Below are 16234 nucleotides of genomic sequence, written 5' to 3'. Positions count from 1 at the left end.
CGGGTTTCGGCGGTATTCTCGCGGAAGTCCCAGTGCTTCCACAGGATGCTGTCGTCTTCTTCGTGCATGCAGATCGCGTTCTCGATGGTCACCGGCCGGCCGAGGCTGTCGGTGGTGATGCCGTCGAAGTACTGGATCTCACCGGTGCAGTCACAGCCCAGGGTGAGGGAATTGGCCATGTTGCCGATGTTGTACTCACCGGAATCGAAGGCGTTCTTCTTCGCCTGCACCGGGGCGGTGTCACCGTAGGGGACGACCATCTCCGACAGGGACGCACGGTTCAGGACCGGGCGTTCCACGCCCTTGTCCTGGTAGCGCAGCTGGTGCAGGACCAGGCCCTCGCGGGGGGTGAACCCGATACGGAACGTCCAGTTGGCCCACTGGACATGGTTACCGGTCACCGTGAAGGACGGGCCCTCGGGCTGGGTGATGGAAATGGGCTTCAGATCGGTCCGGGCCGGCCCGACGTACTTGGGCAGGTAATTGCCGCTAGCGGCCGGAACAGGAGTCTTCTCATCGTCCTGGAGCTGCACGACCTCGCCGGTGTTGAGGTCGACGATGACGATGAAGTTCTCGATCGGGTGCGCATACGGGCTGTCGTCGGGCTCGTCACGGACGAAGACCAGGGCGCGCATCAGGCGCCGTCCTTCATTGTCCTCACCGAAGTAGCCCACCGACCACGGCTCGAAACACACCAATCCCATATCGGTGATGCCACGAGCGGCCAGGGCCGCAATGACCTCGGGATTCTTCCGGCAGCTCTCCTCACCCTCGGCGAACTCATCGAGCATGAACGGCGGGTGCACTCCGGCATCCAGCTGCGTCCACGTCGAGACGATGCCCGCATCAAGATCGACGATCGCCTCATAAGAGCGCCCCTCGGCACGATCGATCAGGACCGCGTCAGCCTCACGCACCGTCTCAGTACCGGCCCGCAGCAAATCCTTCGCCGGCTCACGGAGCTCGATACTGATGAAACGGAACGACTCCGCCGCAGCCGGCCCCTCCTTCAAAATCGAAGCCGCACGCGAAATCTCATCACGGGAAAGCGGATCAAGGGGGTACTCCACCCCAACTACGGTGTTGACATCACTGTCGATACTCATGATTTTCTCCTTGAATCTGTGAATCGAAATTTGATGGAAAATACGCTGTGCCGATGGTTAGCTGGACAACAACCATTCAGATGCCGCTGTGCGGTATCGGATGAAGCCCTTGTATTCGGCCATGTCGTCCGGAAGTTCTGCCAGGACATGGCCGAGGTTTTCCCGCCAAGCAGGTACTTTTGCGATGTCGGTGAGAGGCAGGAGATAGGACCGGATCAGGAACAACACAGTTCCGGTGTGTGGAAGGCAAACGAGGTGTTGTACCTCGACCCGTAGGTGGAGCCGCTCCGGCAAGTTGGGGTCCTCAGCTAGGGTGCTGCGGTCATGGGCCCATTGCGGGTATGTTTCGGTCGATGTGTCCAGACGGTGGTCGATTGTCATCGTCCAGTTGGTCCTGCGGTATTGCTCACCGGGCTGCAGGCGCAGGAGGAACTGCTCGGCACGGCTCACGATGCGTTCTTCAGTGATCCGTGGGACGGGGCCGTGGATCTCGTGGAACTTCATGCCGGTGTCGAATCCGATGGACCAGTCCGCGGCGAAGGTGATGATTCCTGCGTCGAGCCACAGTGCGTCCTCACGCTTGTCCAGGAATGCCATGTCGTCCTGGATCTGGCTGCCGAGGAACCGCAGCGGACCCATGGGAAGTGAGTCGTCGTCGCCGACGGTGAACTGTACGTCGAGGTTCTGCAGGTCGTTGCGCCAGCGACAATTCTTATCCTCCCTGGTGAAGGACATCGTGTCTGGGTAGTCCTTTGCCATGGCGGGCAGCAGGGTAGTGATGGCGTCCCAGATAGCGGGCCGCATGTGAGGAAGGAACTGGAGGCGTGAGGGATCTCTGTCCAGTATCGCGTCGCGTTCACTCAGTTCCTGGAGGTAGTACTCGTCGATGTCGATCAGGGAGCCCCCCCATTCACCCACTTCGGTCTTCACTACCTTGTGGGCCGGTTCGACGTTGGCGCTGTAGCGATAATTCTCAGCGATGAAAGGCCAGGGAAAGCGTCTGATTCGTTCGGGCAGGACAGAGGTATCCGAGTTTTTTTCTCCGGTGGTGATACTCACAGGTCCAACTCCAATTCTTCGTCTACGCTGCGCGAGACACAGCACATGATGGTGGTGTTTTCGGCCTTCTCCTGGTCCGTCAGGTAAAGGTCCCGGTGCAAGGGTTTCCCACGAAGTACAGGCAAGACACATTCACCGCAAATACCCTTACGGCACATATTCGGAATACTTTTTCCTGCGTTTTCAAGGGTTTCCAGCAATGAGACGCCAGCCGGAACCTCCAACCTGACACCACTGCGGGCGAGGTTGACCGCGAACGGTTCGCCGGCATCGAGTTCGGCCGCACCAAAGGCTTCTGAGTGCAGCAATCCCTTGGGCCAGCCAAGGTCCTGCGCCTGGTCGAGGACTCCGTCCATGAAGGCTGTCGGCCCGCAGACGTAAAGGTGGGTTCCGAGTTTCTGATTCACGAGAGCTTCCATCAGGGTTTTCTGGAAACTCTCACGATTGCTGCACTCCGTCAGGGCTGGTCCGAGCAGTTCCCTCGCTTCATCAACGTGAGCCCCCGCGCCAGGCCGGTAAACGTAGATCAGGGATGCTTTCGTACCCCATTCGGCGGCGTACCGGGCGTGGGAGAGCACCGGGGTGATACCGATCCCCGCGGCGATCAGCAGATGGTGCGTAGCTGTTGCCGCGGGAGCAAAAGCGCTGCGGGGCAAGGACACATGAACCCGGTCACCGATGACAAGACGATGCATGGCTAAAGAGCCGCCAGCACCCCCTTCGACCTGAAGGACGGAGATCGTGTATTGCGTAGGACTATTGCCTGACCCGGTGAGGGAGTAGGCATTCGCGCCTCCATCTGCGTACTGAACAATGAGGTGGCTTCCCGGAACATAAGACGGCAACGTCCCACCTGACGGGTCAGCAAACGTGATACTGACAATGGAGTCCGTTTGCCTGCTGACATCCCTCACCTCCAACTGAAGGCCGCCTTCCACCGCAGGATGAATACCGGTTGCGAGAGCCGTCACTGTCATGTTGTCTCCTCCGCATGCGCTGAGAATCCCAGATACCCACCAACACGGCGGGAAAAGTGGTCGGTGAAATATAAGGTCGTGGCGCACCCCTGGCAGTCCACCTCGGAACCGATCGGCTGATCAGTTGTTGTGCGGGTGTGGCAATGCCCGCAGAAGATGACTCGCGGTCCAGTCTCATCAGGCAGCAAGGTCATCTCCTCATCGGTCAACCCACAACCCGCGGCCAGCGAGGCGGCTGCGTGGATGTCGGCTGGAGGACCGGCGAGGACCAGTCGAGCCCCGACGCGCGAGGCTCCCAGCACGACCTTCAGATCCGACAGGGCTTGAGGGTTTGCGGACCTGAAGCGAAGATCCAGCCTGGGCCGTCCACCGGTTTCGTGACCCGCGGTGCCATCTGATGAACCGAACGCCACACAGATGACACCGCGGAAACCCGACTCCAAACCAGCAGCTGCCGCGGGCAGCACCGACACCGGAAGCATGGTCGGGCTTAGGCTGCGAAGTTGCGGTCGCCGGCGAAGAACCCCAGGGCGTAGTCGGGGGTTTCGAACTTGACGGCCGTGCCCTTGGGGAAGAACAGCACGTCGCGTTCCTTCGCGTGCGTCGTTTCTCCGGTTGCCAGGTCGGTGAGGATGAACTCGCCCTGCACGACAACCTTCATCTCGTCGTAGGTGTAGGTGTATTCCAGGGGCTTACCGGCCTTCAGTTCGAAAAAGCCCGAACACATGACCGACCCACCCGGGTTGGAGAGGGAGTCGCCGATGGCAGCTTCTACCCCGGGCTCATTCATCGACGGCAGTCCGATGTGACCGCCTTCGACCTTGTGGATGGATCCGGCCTTGCTGAGGGTTCCTGTGAGGGCTTCCATGATTTCTCCTTTGAAAATGGGGCGAGATTCGGCAGAACTGATGTGCTGCGACCGCGCTGAGGTTGCGAACCGGGACGAGCATTTGAAGGACCTGGAGGGTTTAGCACTGTTAGGAAGTGGTCCGACTCGATCAGAGCTCCACGCGTGTGATCCTGATCACCTTTGCCCGTACCAATACGGTGACACGAACGGGTGTACAAGTCAACCGTTCAGGAAAATTTTTCCTCGCAGCTCTCCACGCCGCCCGACCCTCCCGTTTCCCATGCACTATTGACTAAGACGCTTGTTCCTGTAACAGTTGGCATCGCTGTGACCCGCATCACAACTACGCGATCCTCTGCTGACGAGAGGCATAGTTCTGCCCTGGGTCTGCGCACCGGGCGCCTTTCCGGCTGTTTCAGAGGACCCCGGACTACTTTCATACCCACCGCAGTTTCCTGCAGAAAGAGAACAACACCATGAAGCTCCAAGTAGCCATCGATCTGCTCACCACCGAAGACGCCCTCGAACTGGCAGGCAAAGTCGCCGAGTACGTCGACATCATCGAACTCGGCACCCCCCTGATCAAGGCCGCCGGACTCTCCGTCGTCACTGCCATCAAGGAAGCCCACCCGGACAAGATCGTCTTCGCTGACATGAAGACCATGGACGCCGGAGAGCTCGAAGCAGACATCGCGTTCAAGGCCGGCGCTGACCTGATGACCGTCCTCGGAACCGCCGATGACTCCACCATCGCTGGTGCCGTCAAGGCCGCCAAGGCCCACAACAAGGGCGTCGTCGTCGACCTCATCGGCGTAGCGGACAAGGTCACGCGCGCCAAGGAAGTCCACGCCCTGGGTGCGAAGTTCGTCGAGATGCACGCTGGCTTGGACGAGCAGGCCAAGCCCGGCTTCGACCTGAAGGGACTCCTCAGCGCCGGCGCAGAGGCCCGTGTTCCGTTCTCCGTAGCGGGCGGCGTGAAGGTTGCCACCATCGGAGACGTCAAGAAGGCCGGCGCCGAGGTAGCTGTTGCCGGAGGCGCGATCTACAGCGCCGCCGACCCAGCCGTGGCAGCGAAGGAACTCCGCGACGCCGTCGCCTAACCCTTCGAATGATGGTGGCGTCCCAGGCTTGGAGAAAAAGCCCGGGACGCCATCCAGGGGCTCAGACCACAGATTTCACAGATCCTCCAGAACGGCGCAGAGCAACGTAAGCGGGGCGGCGAGGTTTCGCGGCACACCCACTTGCTATTGGAATGTGCGGCGGTCAGGTCATGCGTTGGGTGTGCAGCGGCGCAGATGGAGGGCTGGAAAGTGACTGAGGTACTTAGAGCTGAACGGCGTGTGCGCCACAACAGGGAACGTGTCCTGCAAGCGGCATTATCGCTGGCCGAGGTGTCGCGGCAGCTCTGCAGGTAGGCGGGGGAGAGGCTGCTTTCCCGGGCGAGTGGTCCTGTTCAGAGTTCGATGACAGCAGGGGCATCGAGCGCGGCTTCAGGGAGAACCTAGGGAGATGACGACGCTGCTCTTCTTGTGTCCCGATTCGACGTGGGCGTGCGCGGAGACTGCTTCGTCCAGGAGGTAGGTCCTATCGATGACTGGGACGTAGTGTCCGGATGCTGCCAGGTCACCCATGAACTGCACGTCCGCTGCGATGGCGGGGGCTTCCAAAGTACGGTGAACACGATCCTCGCCCGGGTCCTACCGAACAGTGGGGTCAGAAGTGTCCAGAGGAGGACGGGGAGGGTGGGAACGGTGGTGAGGTAGGTCCCGCCTGGCTTCAGGACCTTCCGGCATCGGGTGCAGGAGCTTTTTCCGACGGCGTCGAAGACCACATCGTAGGACTCGGCGGTCTCCGTGAAGTCCTCGGCTTTGTAATCGATGGTTTCGTCGGCCCCTAGGGACTTCACCAGATCAAGGTTTGCGGTGCTGCAGACGGTGGTGACATCTGCTCCGAAGTGTTTGGCGAATTGGACAGCAGCCGTGCCTATGGCGCCGGAGGCGCCGTTGATCAGGACGCTCTGCCCGGCCTTGAGACCTGCGACGTCTCTCAGGAACGGCAGGGCGGTGAGGGCGCCGTCGAGGATTGCCACGTACACCGGTCGGATACTCAAAGCAGACCTCGAGCGCCCGGCTAAAGCCAATGGTGAAGGCACTCCTCTGCCCAATTTTGACCGCCGATAATCTACATTATGTCAGGTAGAAGAGATCTAATGGCAGGATCTGCTGAATAGGACTCGGTGATACGACTCCCCCTCGTCCTGCTGCCTGAGCGCTGAGTTCCGCGTCGTTACAGGGATGTAAGGCTGTGAAGAGTTTCGGCCGACGTTAGCGCGCTAGGTGACGAGGTTGATTAGTTGAGCTGCCGACGCGACCGGTGGTTCCGCGGATTCTCGGGGTTTCCTTGACGGGCGTTCGCATTTTATGCACTCTGAGTGCATTATCTGCAGAGGCTTCGGAGGCCGTGATGGACCCGTTGGAGGGCCGATTGATCAGGCTTCCGCTGCGGCAGGAAGCCGTCAGTGCGGATGCGGTGTTCGAGGAGATGCTCACGGGCTGGAAGCAGCAGCAGCTGGCCAGGAACTTCACGGCGGGCACAATCCGGGGACGTGAGAGCTTGGTCCGTCGGTTCGTGGATTACACCGGGCATTTTCCGTGGGACTGGACGGTCGGTGATGCTGATGAGTTCTTCGCTCATGAGCGCTCGATCCTGAATCTGGCCTTCGCGACGATCCGTGCGTATCAAACCCATCTGAAGGTGTTCTGCGATTTCCTGACAGATCCGGCCTATGAGTGGGACCGGATCTGTCAGCAGGGATTTGGCCGCTCCCCTGCCCAGATCATTACCGAGTTCAACCGGGCCCGGCACGTGCAGAACAATGAACAGGCCCCGGCGAAAAGGCCGTTCACCCGGGTCGAGCTGCAGGGGTTTTTTGATCTTGCTGACCTCGAGGTCGAACGGGTCCTGGCGTCGGGGCGTAAGGGTGCGGTGGCCGCTTACCGGGACGCGACCGTGTTCAAGACCGCTTATGCCTGGGGGTTGCGGGCTAATGAGGCCACGCACCTGCAGACGGTGGACTTCTCCCGGAACCACCGGGCGCCGCAGTTCGGTGAGTTCGGTGTCCTGCAGGTCCGGTATGGCAAGGCGCAGCGGGGTTCCCCGCCCAAAAGACGCTCCGTGCTGACGGTTTTTGACTGGTCCCCCGAGGTCCTGGATACCTGGATCCGGGTTGGTCTGCCCTGGCTCGCTCCGGCCGTGTCGGAGGTTTTCCCCACGGCCAATGGTTTGCCGGTTCCCAAGTCCAACCTGCACCGTCGCTTCCGTGACTACATCGATGAGCTCGGCTATCCACCGGGACTGGACATGCATTCCCTGCGCCGTTCCTACGTGACCCACCTTTTCGAGCACTTCGGCTTTGACCACACCTTCGTTCAGCGGCAGGTCGGCCACGAACACGCCTCGACGACCTCCCTTTATACGGCCGTTTCCAGCGACTATCAGACCAGTGAACTCAACCGGGTGCTTGAAGACATGATCGACAGGGCCGTCAGACCGAACGAGGAACCACGATGAAAAAGGAGCAACGGAAGTGAAACGGGATATCGAATACCGGTGGCGGGCCCGGGAACTGATGGCCCGGCACGGCATGCGCACGACCCGTGAGCTCGTGGGACCGCTCCGTGAACGGGGCATCACGCTCTCCGAGTCGCAGATCTACCGCATGGTCAGCCAGAACCCGGAACGGATTTCCTTCCAGCTCCTGGCTGCCCTCTGCGACATCTTCGGCGTCGAAGCCAACGAACTGTTCACCTTCACTGCCACCGATGCCAGGTCCAAACGCCAGCAACAGGCCGTTACCTCGGGGGAAAACGTGGTCCGTTTTGCTGACGCCTACAAACCCGTCAGGGCACGGATCCTTGAGGACTGAACCCGCCCCGCGTGGCCGGCCCCGGTCTCACGGCGAACACCAGTGCGCCCGATGCAATCGCATGGCCGCCAAAATCCGGGTGAACTGGCCCGACGGACCCGTCTGCGGGATCTGCTTCACCACCGCCCTGAGGACTCAGGGAACGTGTGTCCTTTGCGGCGACGAAAGACTGCTCCCGGGCAGAACCCGGGAAGGGGCACACACCTGCCGGGACTGCGCCGGCATCACCACCAAGATGACCTGCGACGGGTGCGGCGCCGAAACCGAGAGATTCCGTGCCGGCCACTGCATCCGCTGCGTACTCAAGACCGACCTGGACCAGCTCCTGCACCCCAACAATCCCCCAGACCTGCGTCTCAAACGCCTCATCGGTGTCCTGGCCGAGGCCGATCGCCCCGAGAGCGTCTATACCTGGATGCGAGGAGCCAAAACCAGGCACCTCCTCGAAGGACTCGGCACGCGCACCATCGCACTCACCCACGAAGCCTTTGACGCCCTGCCCGGATCACGGTCCGTGGAATACCTACGGGAACTGCTCATCCATCACGGCATGCTCGAGGACCGGGACCGCCAACTCGCCGCCTTCGAACGCTGGCTGACCACCCGGATCCTGGACCTCGCCCACACCCCACACATCCAGACACCCATCGAACGCTTCGCCCGCTGGCACCACCTAAAACGCCTCCGCGCCATGGCCGCCCCAGACAAAAACCTCAACACGGCCGTCCGCTCCGCGAAACAGGAAATCACCGAAGCCGGGAAGTTCCTCACCTGGCTCAACACCACCCACGACCTGACCAGCACCGGCATACAGCAGGCCCACATCAACCAATACCTCGCCGACGGGCCTTCCACCCGATACACGATCCGCACGTTCATCATCTGGCTCATCAAGAACAAGGACATCGACAAGATCCACGTACCGCACCGTTACGCCGCCACGACACCCCTGATCACCCAGCAACAACGCCTCGAACTCATCCGCAACTGCGTGGAATCCAGCGAAACACCCCTCACCTACCGGATCGCGGCCCTGATTCTGCTGCTCTTCGGTCAACCCGTCGGCAAAATCACCGCCCTAAAATGCTCCGACATCCAAGCCCTACCTAACGGATTGCACCTGAACCTGGGCAACACCCCCGTCCTGGTTCCCGCCCAGATAGCCCCCATGTTCTGGGAATACCTCCACCACCGACCCAACCAGCAAACCGGCAACCGCGGGAACCAATGGCTCTTCCCCAGCACCATCCCAGGACAACACATCCACGCCGACACGATGATGGGCCAACTACGTACCCTGGGCATCAACCCCGGCGAAACACGCAACACCGCCCTACGCGGCCTGATCCAGGAACTACCACCCACACTGGTCGCCAATGCCCTCGGCTACAGCTACCAAGTCATCCACAAACACGCCACCGACGCCGGCACACCCATGGCCAGCTACGCAGGAAAAATCCCTCTCCCCACCCACACCCCACCCAAACACCGACAACCAGGCAGCGATTAGGACTCAAAACGATAAGTCCCGTTCCCGCTTGTGGTTTGGAGAGGGGCTGGGAGCCCCTCCTCTTTGGTACTTCCAGATGCGATCTGGTCGAAGGCCGCCGTGAGTTCATCGGCCGGCGGCAGGGCGCGTTGCTCAGCCGTGGGAAGGTTCTACGGAGAAGTTCAGTTAGCCGGCGTACTCGGGCTGGAACGTGCCGGTCTTGAGTTCGATGACGAAATAGCGCAGCTGCTCCACATGGAAGAACAACAAGTCGATGTAGAGGTCATCGCCCTCAACTTCAAAGTGCACCTGTCGCCCGACGAACTCGAATCCTGGACACGTGTTCCCGGAGTGTTGTACTGCAGGTTCCGTGACGAGAAGCCGGTCCAATCACGGAACTCACTTCGAAGGTCGGATGCCAGCAGGGCGACGACCTTACTCCCCCATCCGTCCTCCTCCTGACGCGCAAGCACGTCTCGACCAATACCTCAGTACAGCTCGATCAGCTGCGTATCGACTGTTCGCTGGGCGCTGTGGCGGGCACTACTTAGGCGATCTTTCAGCACCAACACCATCGGCCGCCGAGTCATGAGGCTGCCATCGGAACCTTCACCAACAGCACGGTGGCGATGTATGCACGAGATCAATAAGTTCTGTTCTTCATGCCGGTTCGAACAAAGTCCGTGCCCACCCTCTCCGAATAGTCCAGGAATCGACTGCCGGCGCAACGGAACCGAACCACCTCGTGGACGCATGTAACCTATTGCGACACCCCCTCAATGATTGGACTGAGACACTCATGGCAACCGACTACGACGAGCCCCGCGTTCGCCCGGAAGACCAGCCCGCCAACGAGTCGCTCGAGGCGATCCAAGCCCAGCGCAGCAGCACCACGCAAACCTCCGTCATCGACGTCGAGGACAGCGACACCGCCGAGGGCTTCGACCTGCCCGGCGCGATCCTTGAAGAAGAACTCCTGGTTCAGGTCGTCCCCGTCCAGGAAGACGAGTTCACCTGCATGTCATGCTTCCTCGTCCACCACCGAACTCAGCTCGCCCGTGAGAGAAACGGCGACAAGTACTGCGCCGAGTGCGAAGGATGACAGTCGACGAGCCGCTACGTCCCTGATGGACGCGCGAAAACACCCGACCGTCCGCTGCGGCACACGCTACTTCCGCAGCAAGTAGATCTATCGGGCTCCTTGTAAAGGAACAGCCTCCCCTATCGATCCTCGGCGCAGTCGCCTGCCTGACAGGGGCCGGGCCCTCCCCCTGGCTTGGGAATGGATGGTCAGGTTGACATAAGGCCTCGCACACTCCGCCGAATCAGGAATGAACGGTGCGAGCGTCCGTGGTGTGGGCCTCTTCATATCCGTTGTGTGCGTCGAACCGGACCCGGCCGTCGGACACCACCAGAACCGGGCTGTTGAGGAGCAGAGCCTCAGGATGATCGTCGAAGGGGTTGCTTTCGAGGACTGCAAAGTCAGCGAAGAATCCGGGTGCGAGGCTTCCCTCCTCACCTTCGGCTCTGCATGAATATGCTGCATCTTTCGTGGCGTGCTGCAACGCAGCCTGCAGGCTGAGCGCGTACGTGGGTAGGTTCGCGGGAAGGTTCGGGTCCAGTGCCGATTTTCTGGTGGTCGCGATGAACATGTTGGGCAGTGGTGCATGCGGTGCAGTGGGCGCATCGGTGCTCAGCGCGAGAGTGGCTCCGGCGTCGACAAATTCGGTCCAGGGGTAGGCCCGCTCAATACGTTCGTCTCCCAGCACCGCCCTCCAGTTCTCCTGCATGGCGGGATCGGCGTGGACAGGCTGCATGGAAGCGACGACGTTCAAAGCGGCAAGGCGGCGAACGTTCTCCTGCGTCACTGTCTCGAGGTGCTCGATGCGGTGGCGGCGCTCGAGGTGGCCGTTCTGTTCGTACGCGGCCTCGAGGGCATCCAATGCAATGTCCGAGGCTTCGTCGCCGATCGCGTGAATGGCTATTTGCAGTCCCGCAGCATCCGCAGCGGCAACCACAGGAATGAGGGCGTCCCGATCCCAGATGGGATCTCCCAGGGTCCCGTCGACGTAGGGCTCCTTCATCGCAGCGGTACAGCTGTCGATCACACCATCCAGGACGAGTTTGATACCGACCATCCTCACCGATGTCCCGCGGGTGGATTCCGCGAGCTCGGCGGCTTTGGCGACTTGTCGAAGGTTCTCTTCAAGCGTCGAGCGGCGGTGGATGAACCAGTGTCCTTTGATGCGCAGTGGAAGGTGTCCGCCATGCCGTTCTTCAGCCCGTTGAAAAGTATCGAGGTCGTCCTGGGCGACAGCCATGTCCACGACGCTCGTCACACCGCTGGCGACATAGCGCCTCATCGCACTTTCCAGCCACGAGTCCCTATCAGCATCTGTAGCCTGACAGGCAAGCGCTGGCCACACGATCTGTTGAGCTGCCGTTTCGAGGATCATCCCTGTCGCGGTGCCCGTCGCCGGGTCTCGAGCGATGGTTCCGCCGATCGGATCCTCGGTGTCTTCGGTGATTCCCAGTTCCGCGAGCGCGGCTGTATTAACCCAGACCGAGTGAAGGTCGTTCGCGTCGAGATAGACGGGGATATCACTGACTGCAGCATCAAGAAGATCCCGGTGCGGCCCTTCGATGCCGGTCGCACTGTAGAGCCAGCCGGAGCCGAGGATTCGCTGTGCGCCCGGATCTGCTTCGCGCGCCGCCCGGAGTGCGGCCTGGATGTCTTCCGGCGTCCTGGCCTCCCGCAGTTGGACCTTCTGTAGTGACTGTCCGAGCATCAGCAGATGCGTGTGGGAGTCGATGAAGCCGGGGAGAACAAAGCGGCCGCCGAGGTCGATTGTCCGATCCGACGAGGCCGAGTCGTCCGACGTCGTCGATGCGAGGCTGACCGCTGTGATCACCTGTCTGCTGACAGTGATGGAGCCCTCGACCGGCCCTTCAGGGGTGAAGAGGATGGCGTTGGTGTAGGTGGTACTGGTGGGGGTCATTGAGTCGATACCGGCTTTCAAACGATGGCAGCGTGGGGGAATTCGGCGCCCGGGGTCGTGTCCTGGGCGTGGTCAGCTTCCTGCTGGTGGGAGAACCTCGAGATGAACAGCAGCGGGACCAGCACGATGAGCGTGATCGCGCCCAGGATGATGCCGAGGTTGGCGAAGCCGACCATCTCGGATACCGCGGTCCCGAACAGGGGGGCGAAGGATGAGCCCACGAGGTAGACACCGAGGATCGGTGCAGACCACTTACCTGTGGCATCAAGAGCTGCGGCGATCGCGACAATATAGAGGAATGCCACCATGTAGACGGTGTTCCACACGATGATGACCACCAGGTAGAGGCCCGGGTCCGTGACGAACCCCGACGCAATCTTCAGAATTGCTCCAACAAGCAGCGCGGTCACAAGTGGCACAGTCCGGCCGAGCTTCTTACCGAACAGGCTGACGGCGGCGGAGGCGACAAGCCCGCCGGCGGTGGACAAACTCAGGACCAGGGCCATCCCGGCTTCATCGAGGCTCGCCTGCTGCTCCCCCATGACCGCGGCGACGGCCCACAGCGAGTCCTCCCCCAACGCTCACAGGGCAAAGCATGCCAGGACACCGAACCCGGCGAGCCTCGTGGAGCGCGAGGTCCGGGCGCGTGACCTCTCGATGTTCAGTGCACCGCCGGTTTCCCCCTTGGGGCGGTCGGGCATCCAACCTGTCGTGAACAGGGCTGCCAGTGCCAGGGCGGCGAGGATGCCGAAAGCGCTACCCATGCCGATGCCGATCAGCGGAATGATGAACAGGACGACGGCGACGATGGCACGGTTGGTGAATCCGCTGATGCCCGAGGCGCGGTCAGGGTCCCGCAGTGCTGCCAGGGCTGCGCCCCCGGCTGCTACCGCCCCTCCACTTCCCAGGCCGGCGATGATGATGCCGATCGCGGCGATCGTCGGATCCGCGATGACTGCAGCCGCTCCGAAACCTGAAGCAGTGAGTGCCAGTCCGATGAGCGCAACCTTGTACCGACCGCTTCCCGTTGTCCACCGGGCCGTAGCCAGACACGTCATCGCAGAGAGCAGAAGGCAGGCCGTCATCAGCGTGCCGGCACCGGTTGCGCTGTAGCCGAGATCGGTGAGGGCAATGATCATCACTGGAGCAAGGTTCGCGGTCATGAACCCGACGACGGTGATACCGAAAGTGGAGAATGCCCGTGTTGCCGTCAGGGGCACACGAACCAGGGAATCATGGGAAGGAGCGGGCAGAGTCAAGGTGCGATTCGTTCACTGAAGGAGTGATCGCCGCCACCACATATGAACGGCGTTCATTTAGTATGAGGACCGATCTACTGTGCTGCAAGGGTTTTTGAAACCCTTTCAGTAAATTCTATGTTTCGTCCTCATGGCGATGCCGGCAAGGAGCGCATCAACTCCGAAGTCGAAGGCGCGGTTCACGCGGTCTCCCGTTGGTCCCGCTTCCTGAAGGGCGCGTCGAAGAGTCGGATGGTGTTCGGTGGAAACATCCCACACCTTGTCAGGCGCCGTGCTTTCCAGGGCCGACCCCAGGGCGAAGTAGTCGATGAGGGAGATCGCGGACATCACATCCCGCTGTGGCAGTCCGGACCGTTCAAGCGCGGCGGCCAGATCCTCGTACATCTGCAGCACCGCTTCTGCTCGCACGGTCTGCTCCCAGCTCTCATCGTCGTCCTGCATCACTCTTCTGTCTTCGAAGATCCTCGCGCGCAGGAGTTCGATGATGTGCTCGCGGCTTTCGATCCGGTTGTAGAGCGACGACTGACTTACCCCAAGCTCAGCAGCGATTCTGGGAAGCTGAAGTTGCCGGTGCGGTCCACCTGGGCGAGGGCCGATTCGACAATCAGTTCGACGGACAGCAATGCAGAGCGGGGTCGGGGCATGAACTCATCTTTCCTGATCAGATCGACCAGGAGTCGCGCGCCGTCGTTGAGCCCCCACCTTGGGCAGAGCGTCCGTCATGCGCGCACCCCGATCTGATCCCATAACCCGCTGATCATTGCGGTCAGCCCTCCCTCGAAGGCAGTGTCAGCTCGGCTTTCAGACGGGCCGGGGGGTCTGCTGCTGACAACCGCGGCAGTGAAGGTCGGGAACTCCTCGGCAAGGCTGCCGGAGTCGAAGATGTCGCGGTAGGTCGAGGTTCGACCGCGTGATGAGGTCCCGGGTCAGAACCTTCCTTGGCGGTCTCCCCGCCCGGCGGGGCGTGCCCTGTGATGACACGGCAGTGCGCTCGGACGAACCCATCTGGGGTTGTGCAAAATCAGCCAAGTCCTCTACAGTGATCCAAAATAAATGAACGTCATTCATTTTGTGGCGTCGATCATCCTGGAGAGCACCATGCGCACCATTGACAGCGATGTCGTCATCGTCGGAGCAGGACCCTGCGGTTTGATGACCGCCAGAGAGCTTCGCCGGGCAGGACACTCCGTGACCGTCCTGGAAGCCCGTGACAGGGTCGGCGGCCGCACCCACACCGACATCATCGACGGCGCCATGCTCGAGGTCGGCGGGCAATGGGTGTCCCCGGACCAGACCGCTTTGATCGCGCTGCTGGACGAGCTCGGACTCGCAACATACTCGCGATACCGGGACGGGGAATCGCTGTACATCGGCTCCACGGGCGAAGCCACCCGCTACACCGGAGACATGTTCCCGGCGCTTCCGGAGACACAATCGGAGATGGAGCGCCTGATCCGAATCCTCGATGACCTTGCCGGCCGGATGAACCCCGCAGCCCCCTGGGAGCACCCCCAGGCCCGCGAGCTGGACACCATCTCCTTCCACCACTGGCTCCGGCAACAGTCCACCGACGAGGAGGCCTGCAACAACATCGGCCTCTTCATTGCCGGAGGAATGCTGACCAAACCCGCCCATGCCTTCTCCGCCCTGCAAGCCGTCCTCATGGCAGCCTCGGCAGGATCGTTCTCACACCTCGTCGACGAGGACTTCATCCTCGACAAGCGCGTGATCGGCGGTATGCAGTCCGTCTCCCAACGCATGGCCGCAGACCTCGGCGACTCCGTCGTCCTGAACAGTCCCGTCCGCACGCTGCGCCACTCCTTGAACGACAACGGCATCACCAGGGTCGAAGCGATCACCGACGACGTCACCGTCAACGCCCGCTACGCCGTCGTCGCCGTCCCGCCGAACCTCTACTCGCGCATCAGCTACGAGCCGGCCCTTCCCCGCAGGCAACACCAGATGCACCAGCACCAGTCCCTGGGCCTGGTCATCAAGGTCCATGCCGTCTACGCCACCCCGTTCTGGCGCGACCACGGGCTCAACGGCACGGGCTTCAGTGCCGGCTCCATCGTCCAGGAGGTGTACGACAACACCAACCACGACGACCCACGCGGAACACTCGTCGGTTTCATATCCGACGAGAAAGCCGACGCCATGTTAGACCTCGAACCGGCGACACGACGCCGGCGCATCCTAGAATCCATTGCGGAGTTCTTCGGCCCCGCAGCGCTCGACCCTGAGGTGTACTACGAGTCCGACTGGGCCTCCGAGGAATGGACCCGAGGCGCTTACGCCGCCAGCTACGACCTCGGCGGACTGCACCGCTACGCCCGCCACCAGCTCACCCCCGTCGGTCCGATCTACTGGGCCAGCTCCGACCTCGCCGCAGAGGGCTACCAGCACGTCGACGGCGCCATTCGCATGGGCCAGCTCACTGCTGGACGGATCGCCGAAGCACTCTCCTCCCAAACAGTCGGCACACACGCCTGACTGAACGATCCTGCTGATGGCGGAGCACAACCGTGCCCGTCATCGAGACACCAGGTCATCACAATCCATGCACGGGT

General features: G+C 61.5%; 17 protein-coding genes and 1 pseudogene. 6 read left to right on the top strand and 12 right to left on the bottom strand.

The features are described 5' to 3' along the window. From RCH21_RS09455 to RCH21_RS09435, 5 genes are all read right to left on the bottom strand, one after another. Positions 1–1106 (bottom strand): copper amine oxidase (locus RCH21_RS09455; protein ID WP_442784689.1); only part of this gene is annotated, 1106 nt, incomplete at its 3' end. A 57-nt stretch (positions 1107–1163) separates the two neighbouring features. Continuing rightward, positions 1164–2036: a heme-dependent oxidative N-demethylase family protein gene (locus RCH21_RS09450; protein ID WP_326964143.1), complete on the bottom strand. Its 873-nt coding sequence runs from the start codon at positions 2034–2036 to the stop codon at positions 1164–1166. Between the two features lie 125 nt (positions 2037–2161). After that, positions 2162–3142 (bottom strand): PDR/VanB family oxidoreductase, encoded by a 981-nt coding sequence (locus RCH21_RS09445; RefSeq protein ID WP_326964142.1) that lies wholly within the window; start codon positions 3140–3142, stop codon positions 2162–2164. Next, on the bottom strand, positions 3139–3624 hold the full coding sequence (locus RCH21_RS09440; protein WP_326964141.1) for a dimethylamine monooxygenase subunit DmmA family protein: 486 nt from the start codon (positions 3622–3624) through the stop codon (positions 3139–3141). Before RCH21_RS09440 ends, RCH21_RS09445 begins: the two co-directional genes overlap by 4 nt. An 8-nt stretch (positions 3625–3632) precedes the next feature. Beyond that, positions 3633–4010 carry a cupin domain-containing protein gene (locus tag RCH21_RS09435; RefSeq protein ID WP_326964140.1) on the bottom strand — a complete coding sequence of 126 codons (378 nt, stop codon included), beginning with the start codon at positions 4008–4010 and terminating at the stop codon, positions 3633–3635. Between the two features lie 458 nt (positions 4011–4468). Here RCH21_RS09435 and hxlA point away from each other — a divergent pair, with 458 nt between their 5' ends. After that, complete coding sequence (hxlA, locus tag RCH21_RS09430) at positions 4469–5092, top strand: 3-hexulose-6-phosphate synthase (RefSeq protein ID WP_326964139.1); 624 nt, start codon at positions 4469–4471, stop codon at positions 5090–5092. A gap of 390 nt (positions 5093–5482) precedes the next feature. Here the strand turns inward: hxlA and RCH21_RS17170 are convergent, their stop codons facing one another. Together RCH21_RS17170 and RCH21_RS17165 are read right to left on the bottom strand one after the other, a co-directional pair. Next, positions 5483–5623: a zinc-binding dehydrogenase gene (locus RCH21_RS17170; RefSeq protein ID WP_120150238.1), complete on the bottom strand. Its 141-nt coding sequence runs from the start codon at positions 5621–5623 to the stop codon at positions 5483–5485. Between the two features lie 146 nt (positions 5624–5769). Continuing rightward, a pseudogene (locus tag RCH21_RS17165) lies at positions 5770–6081 on the bottom strand (zinc-binding dehydrogenase); the annotation flags it as partial. A 374-nt stretch (positions 6082–6455) separates the two neighbouring features. Between RCH21_RS17165 and RCH21_RS09420 the strand changes: the two are divergent. The 3 genes from RCH21_RS09420 to RCH21_RS09410 all read left to right on the top strand — a co-directional run bounded on the left by RCH21_RS09420 (position 6456) and on the right by RCH21_RS09410 (position 9427). After that, a complete protein-coding gene (locus RCH21_RS09420) occupies positions 6456–7562 on the top strand; it encodes a tyrosine-type recombinase/integrase (protein ID WP_326964137.1) in 1107 nt (368 codons plus the stop codon). A gap of 16 nt (positions 7563–7578) precedes the next feature. Further along, positions 7579–7917 carry a helix-turn-helix domain-containing protein gene (locus tag RCH21_RS09415; protein ID WP_087026839.1) on the top strand — a complete coding sequence of 113 codons (339 nt, stop codon included), beginning with the start codon at positions 7579–7581 and terminating at the stop codon, positions 7915–7917. A 61-nt stretch (positions 7918–7978) separates the two neighbouring features. After that, on the top strand, positions 7979–9427 hold the full coding sequence (locus RCH21_RS09410; RefSeq protein ID WP_326964136.1) for a site-specific recombinase: 1449 nt from the start codon (positions 7979–7981) through the stop codon (positions 9425–9427). 165 nt (positions 9428–9592) lie between these two features. On the opposite strand, the gene RCH21_RS09405 is transcribed toward RCH21_RS09410, so the two are convergent. Continuing rightward, positions 9593–9715, bottom strand: a complete 123-nt coding sequence (locus RCH21_RS09405) for a PDDEXK nuclease domain-containing protein (RefSeq protein WP_326964135.1) — start codon at positions 9713–9715, stop codon at positions 9593–9595. A gap of 490 nt (positions 9716–10205) precedes the next feature. On the opposite strand from RCH21_RS09405, the gene RCH21_RS09395 reads away from it, so the two are divergent. Further along, on the top strand, positions 10206–10508 hold the full coding sequence (locus RCH21_RS09395) for a DUF4193 domain-containing protein (RefSeq protein ID WP_326964134.1): 303 nt from the start codon (positions 10206–10208) through the stop codon (positions 10506–10508). Between the two features lie 223 nt (positions 10509–10731). Here RCH21_RS09395 and RCH21_RS09390 read toward each other — a convergent pair whose 3' ends face one another. From RCH21_RS09390 to RCH21_RS09375, 4 genes are all read right to left on the bottom strand, one after another. Then, on the bottom strand, positions 10732–12405 hold the full coding sequence (locus RCH21_RS09390) for an amidohydrolase (RefSeq protein WP_326964133.1): 1674 nt from the start codon (positions 12403–12405) through the stop codon (positions 10732–10734). Positions 12406–12422: 17 nt separating this feature from the next. Next, positions 12423–12983 carry a hypothetical protein gene (locus RCH21_RS09385; protein WP_326964132.1) on the bottom strand — a complete coding sequence of 187 codons (561 nt, stop codon included), beginning with the start codon at positions 12981–12983 and terminating at the stop codon, positions 12423–12425. Between the two features lie 3 nt (positions 12984–12986). Continuing rightward, a complete protein-coding gene (locus RCH21_RS09380; protein WP_326964131.1) occupies positions 12987–13664 on the bottom strand; it encodes an MFS transporter in 678 nt (225 codons plus the stop codon). 105 nt (positions 13665–13769) lie between these two features. Next, a complete protein-coding gene (locus tag RCH21_RS09375; protein ID WP_326964130.1) occupies positions 13770–14105 on the bottom strand; it encodes a TetR/AcrR family transcriptional regulator C-terminal domain-containing protein in 336 nt (111 codons plus the stop codon). A gap of 657 nt (positions 14106–14762) precedes the next feature. Between RCH21_RS09375 and RCH21_RS09370 the strand changes: the two genes are divergently transcribed. Continuing rightward, entirely contained in the window at positions 14763–16157 is a 1395-nt protein-coding gene (locus RCH21_RS09370; RefSeq protein ID WP_326964129.1) for a flavin monoamine oxidase family protein, read from the top strand. Positions 16158–16234 lie beyond the last annotated feature (77 nt).

Origin of the sequence: Arthrobacter sp. PL16 (genome assembly GCF_035985055.1) — a bacterium.
Taxonomy (GTDB): Bacteria; Actinomycetota; Actinomycetes; order Actinomycetales; family Micrococcaceae; genus Arthrobacter_D; species Arthrobacter_D cheniae.
Note: the sequence above shows the minus strand (reverse complement) of the source record. Positions and strands in the feature narration are given on the sequence as shown.